Annotated in this window: 3 protein-coding genes and 1 pseudogene; 2 read left to right on the top strand and 2 right to left on the bottom strand. The window is 57.2% G+C overall.

Going from position 1 to position 5,752, the window contains the following annotated elements; translation table 11 throughout:
• A partial coding sequence (locus tag EOA86_RS19125) for an FAD-dependent oxidoreductase (RefSeq protein WP_164891831.1) occupies positions 1-1,970 on the bottom strand: 1,970 nt, incomplete at its 3' end.
• Positions 1,971-2,647: 677 nt separating this feature from the next.
• On the opposite strand from EOA86_RS19125, the pseudogene EOA86_RS40420 reads away from it, so the two are divergent.
• Both EOA86_RS40420 and EOA86_RS19140 read left to right on the top strand, forming a co-directional pair.
• Positions 2,648-3,121, top strand: a pseudogene (locus EOA86_RS40420) (DDE-type integrase/transposase/recombinase); the annotation flags it as partial.
• A 961-nt stretch (positions 3,122-4,082) separates the two neighbouring features.
• On the top strand, positions 4,083-4,820 hold the full coding sequence (locus EOA86_RS19140) for a LuxR family transcriptional regulator (RefSeq protein ID WP_128343107.1): 738 nt from the start codon (positions 4,083-4,085) through the stop codon (positions 4,818-4,820).
• A gap of 546 nt (positions 4,821-5,366) precedes the next feature.
• On the opposite strand, the gene EOA86_RS19145 is transcribed toward EOA86_RS19140, so the two are convergent.
• The gene (locus tag EOA86_RS19145; RefSeq protein WP_128343106.1) at positions 5,367-5,648 is read right to left on the bottom strand and encodes a DUF2285 domain-containing protein; all 282 of its coding nucleotides are present in this window, start codon (positions 5,646-5,648) and stop codon (positions 5,367-5,369) included.
• Positions 5,649-5,752 lie beyond the last annotated feature (104 nt).

Consider the following 5,752-nt stretch of genomic DNA (forward strand, 5'->3'; position numbering starts at 1 on the left):
GCACCCGCCGCCTCGATTACTTCGAAGGCATGAGCGGCTTGGTCGGTCGGAATGTAGATCTCCCAGCCCAGCTCGCCGACACAGGCCACTCTATGGGCCCGCGCCAGACCCATCCCGATCTCAATCTCCTGCCAGGTGCCGTAGGGGTTGTTCTCGTTGGAGAAGTCATTCGGACTCACTCTGCCGAGCAGCTCGCGCGAATTCGGTCCCATCACTGCCAGGATGCTTTCCGACGCCGACACATCGGCGATGACAACGAACTCGTCGCCTAGATGCCGTCTAAGCCAAGAGAGATTGGGTTGTAATGTGAGGGCTGAGACGACCAGCAGGAAAGCAGTCTCCGTGAGACGACTCACGGTCAGATCGCTCTCGATCCCGCCTCGCTCGTTCAGCATTTGCGTATAGACGATCCGGCCAACCGGCACGTCGACATCATTGGAGCAAAGTCGCTGGAGGAAGGTGGTAGCGTCTCGGCCCTCCACTCGGATCTTTCCGAATGACGTTAAGTCGAAGATACCAACGCTTTCGCGTATCGCCAGGTGCTCTTCGCGCTGATTATCGAACCAGTTTTGGCGATACCAGGAGTATCGGTATTCACGCTCCTGGCCCTCTTTGGCAAACCAGTTGGCTCGCTCCCAGCCCACCATCTCACCGAACACCGCCCCGCGTGCCTTGAGATGTTCATGAATTGGCGAGCGTCGAATGCCGCGTGCTGTTGTCATCTGACGAGCGGGGAAGTGGTCGCCAAACGAGAGTCCCACTACCTCCGAAACCCGCTCTCTCAAGTACAAACGGTTTTTCTGTAAGGACTCCATCCGACGGATGTCCACGCCCGACAAGTCGAAGGGCGGCTCATCGTCATTCATCCACTGCGCCAGCGCCAAGCCCGCACCCCCTGAGGCAGCTATTCCTGTACTGTTGTAACCACATGCGACCCAATAGCCCCTAACGTCAGGAGCTTCGCCCAGGTGATATTGGTCGTCCGGAGTGAAGCTTTCCGGGCCGTTGAAGAAGGTACGAATACCGGCTGTTGCCAGCATCGGAACTCGCTTGAGAGCCTTCTCCACAATAGGTTCGAAATGCGCAAAGTCCTCGGACAACTGGTCGAAGCAGAAGCTTTCCGGGATGCCGTTCATCCCCCACGGCTTCGCCTTCGGTTCGACTGCCCCAAAGAGAATTTTCCCTGCATCCTCCTTGTAGTACGTATATTCGTCGAGAACTCGTAGGACCGGCAGTCGATTTAGCCCATCTATTGGCTCTGTAATCATGTAGAAATGTTCGCACGCATGCAATGGAACCGCGACGTCACTTCTGGCGCCGAATTCCCGTGCCCACATCCCCGCGCAGTTTACTACGTTATCTGTTTCAATTACCCCTCGCTCACCATCCTTCTCCCATGTCACGCCCGACACCCGTCCGTTCCTCGCCTGAACACCGGCTACCTTCACTCCCTCAAAGATTGCGGCGCCACGCTGGCGTGCGCCTTTGGCCAGCGCCATCGCGACGTTGCCTGGATCACATTGTCCATCATTAGGGAAATGAAGCGCAGCAGTGACATCAGACACATCGATATGAGGGTACATTCCCTCGAGTTCTCGCACAGAGATCTTTCGCGCCTCCACGCCGTAGGCGGGTGCGAGAGAGAGTTGCCTGTAGAGCTCGTGCTTGCGCTCTTGGGTAACTGCGATAGACAATGAGCCGACGCGGCGAAGTCCGGTTGCAATCCCTGTCTCTTCCTCCAGGCTCGAGTAGAGTTGCATTGAGTACTTGGTCAATTTCGTCATGTCGCTAGACCCGCGAAGCTCACTGAGTAATCCGGCGGCGTGCCAGGTCGTGCCGCACGTAAGTTGCTTACGCTCGAGCAGGATCACGTCCGTCCACCCTAGCTTCACTAAGTGATATGCGACGGAGCACCCCGACACGCCCCCTCCGATTATGACGGCTCGTGCTTTGGAAGGCAGTGGCTTCATTTCCGATACCTCAACCCGGCAAAATTCTGGTGCGACTATCATTGTAAGCTCCTGTTCAGTTTCTTTTCGGCACCCTCGCCAGAGCCAGGGGAGCGCGCCGTCCGCAGGTCTCTATCCCTTGTCGCCCTCGCGAAGAGTGCCCGGCCAGAGCCGCATGGCGGGCTGGCGGGCGACGGACCGCGGCCGTATGGCGCCAGGACCAGAATAGTCTTGGTCGGGCATGTAACGGCGGAAAGCACCTGTCCTGATCCGATGGCGCGCGCTTGGTCGGGCGAGCGCCATCGCAACTAAATTCTTTCCGATCCAAGTGCGGCTGTCTTCGGCGAATGAGTAGAAGGGATTGCTCTGGAAGTTGCGTTTGTGGTCAAGAACTTTCCGGTATCGTCTAGCCGTAGCCAAGCTCGGGACGTTCGACGTGCCGGCGTTACTCGATGCCGATTGGAAAGCAAACGCACCTTCTTGCGTCGGCTCGGGAATGCTCGGTGTCGCGGGGGCGAACGCATGTTCGGCGAACGTGATCATGGGATTGGTCCGTGCGGCGCGGCAGTGCTTTGGTAGATTGGGACAGCACGTGTCGTGCCAAATGAGAAAATCATTTCAGAACAATGAGTCGCTCTGACGGGATTTGTGTCTCATGTCCGACATCGTCACAGATCCGTGTGCAGACGATCGAGCGGCTGCGTCCCCAGCGCTGGACGGGGAAGCAGATCGCTGCCGAGGCGGGTGTCTCGCCGGCAATTGTCAGCCGCGTTCTACACCGGTTGGGCCTCAAGGAGCTGAGCGCCTTGGAACCCGAACCCGTTCGCCGCTATGAACGGGAGCATCGGGCAAACTCATTCATCCCCACCTCAAGAAACTTGGCCGCATCGGCTAGTCTAGGTGGGGCATCGCATCACTGGACGGCGGACAGGCACGGTCAACCGGCATCTCGGCATTGGCTGGGAGTTCGTCCACGTCTGCATTGACGGCGCCTCTCGCGTCACCTTCGTGCAGGTCATGCCGGATGAGCGCAAGGCGAGCGCCGCTGCCTCCCTGAGGCCGCCGTCGCCTATTATGCCAAGCCGGGCATCCGGGTCGAGCCCGTGATAACCGACAGTGGCTCCTCCTACCGGTCAAAGGCTTTGCGGGCAGCCTGCAAACGTCTGGGTCTACGCATTGGGGGGGTAAAACGCCGATTCCCTGCGCGAATGGACGATGAATCGCGCAAATCGGTCCAGTGAAGCTGATATAAGCGAGCGACCTCCTTGGCTCAACCAACAAATTCCACCCAACCCGCCCACCATGTTCCGGATTTCGATCGCAAGCTGTAACCGAATCAGTTCTGCCGCCGCTGTCCTGTTGCCCAACGACCAGGACCTCTGTGCGGCGCGCCCTGCGGGTGTACCTCCCCGCCGGCAGGGCGCCCTTTTTGACCCACGTAATCAGAATCATTATGGCCCGTCCGGAATCGAGGGTCTGGTAAAGGTCATCTGCACGTTCCGATGCAGATTGAGCTTAGACGCGCCCTTTACATCATTGCAGCGGGCCACGGTCGCCGGTTCCAAAGTGCGGCAACGCCGAAGATATCTTCCTTCACATCACAAACAGCAGAATAATCATTGCGGTGAATTTTATCACACCAGGTATATAAAAGGACGATACTCATACGCCATCCCCGTTCACAAGGAAAAGGCATTTTAACATTGTTGAGACGATTTGCCTGTCAAAGAAAAGAAGGCATCGCAACACTTCGTTCCGGATCACGGCGCCCCGGGTTGGGGATGAGCGGCTATCCGAATTGTTATGCTCGTGCCGACCCAAATTCCTGCAAAGGCTGGGTCAATGAAGGCTTTTGGTCAGCGCAGGATGATTTCTCCTGATTTGGACGGTGCAGGGGCGGTCATGATTTAATGCATGGAGATTCTCTGATTGAGCTGTTGAAAGACCACGAGGCGTCTGCCAGACGCCCATCGGGTGAGCCCAGCATGATTGGGATGACCGACGAAGATCGAAAGTGTGGCAGCATTCTGGAGCCTGGTCAGCCCAGCGACGCCCGCGAAGTCAATCGCGTTTGTCGGGACATACACGACGCAGCCGGAAGGCGTGCAGAAAGAGGAAGAATCGAGCGCGACGATGACGAGGGACATGCCACTTGTTTTCGAGACATTCCTTGAAAGACTGTCACAGAGTATCGATGAGACAGATTTCCGGGATGCCATGGCTGAGGCGGCCGGACGACTTGACCTAATCTCCTTTGCCTACCTCTCCTTGCCAGCACGGCCTTCCGGCAAACCGAGGCTAATTTCGAACTATCCACCCCGCTGGACCAGACAGTATCTGGAAAATCAGTATGAGAAACTCGATCCTGTGATCTTGCGTGCTCGAAATGGCGGCTGCCCGTTTCACTGGGGATCGAATTTGGGAGGCGATAAAATGTCGCCGGCTCAACAGCAGCTATTCGATGAGGCGGCTCAATTCAGCATCTGCTGCGGTTTGACGATCCCAATTGTCGATCTCCGCGGCCGCATCGCTGCGGTTACTTTTGCCGCCGATGAGCCTCGTCCAGTATTTCTTCGGGTCGCTGAGCGGTACGAACAAGCTCTTCAGCTGATGGCGGCCTGCTTTCATCGTTGCGTTCGCCGCAAACTGCCGAGCGATCGAACAGTGGATGGGATTTCGCTGACATCCCGCGAATATGAGTGCCTGCGGTGGGCAGCGCGGGGTAATTCAGCCTGGGTGACCGGCCGCATCTTGGGCATCAAGCCACGCACGATCGCTTTTCATTTGGACAATGCCAAGAAGAAGCTAGGCGTGCGAACCCAAAATCAGGCTATAGCCCTTTTGGGGTCCGAAGGGTCCTCAATTCTCTGAGAAGCTTTTTGATCTGCTTGTGCTCGGGCCATTCGATCGCGCGCTTTGTATCGAGCGTTGACTGGATGCCGAGATCTTCTGTTCCGCCGGCTCGGTCAGGGCGATGCAGCCGTATTCTTCCAGTCCGCGCCGGTGATCTTAGTCTATCGGTGCTCGAGCGGGTGTTTCGTCGCTGACGAGCTAGTCGTGCCGTTATATAGTTTTCGAGGATGGCCCGCTTGCATACCTGCCTGCCGGTAATCTCTAACCGTTGACTTAGGGCGATGGCTATCGGTTATCCGGCTTGAAAGCGAAGAGGTGGACCCTTCTGGGTCGAGCGCTGGCACGATATGGAGTGCTGCTCCGGGCTATTACCCACCCAGACAGAGCGGCACCTTCTATCACGTCAGACGCTCGGACGAATTGCCAAACCCGATTTCCTGGGAACTGAAGTGTGCTCGCCACCGGGTCCATTTTGCCGGCGCGTCTGTGGTGCAGGTCCCGATCAGCCTGACCACTGGCTGCCACAGGAACTGCCTACTTGCATGACCGAGCACTGCGCATTTGTCAGCTGGCGAACAATTCCTTGTAGCCGCTCGTCACCATCCAGTTCGCACGGTCGAGATGACTACGAAGCGCGTTCCTGGCGCGCTCCGGTTCAAGTGCCGGATCAATGCCGAGGATCAGATGGGCCATTTCCTCTTCGGGCGCCTCATCGGCTGAGGCGTCCAGGAGCCTCATATAGGTGGTAAAGTGCGCCCTGTCGTAGGCGGTAAGACGGTCAGACCAAGGGACTTCGTCGAGCAGTGTTGAGCTTTGAGTCCTATCTGTTCCCGTTGATCGATTCATGTCTGCCGCGAACCTCGCATGTTGATCGCTGGATCCAAGGCAGAATATCCCAAAATGGGATAATCCGAAACAGGGATTAGTCGCTGAGCCGGTCTCTACCTGAC

It is taken from the genome of Mesorhizobium sp. M5C.F.Ca.IN.020.32.2.1, from assembly GCF_004023105.1.
In the GTDB taxonomy this organism is placed as follows: Bacteria; Pseudomonadota; Alphaproteobacteria; order Rhizobiales; family Rhizobiaceae; genus Mesorhizobium; species Mesorhizobium wenxiniae.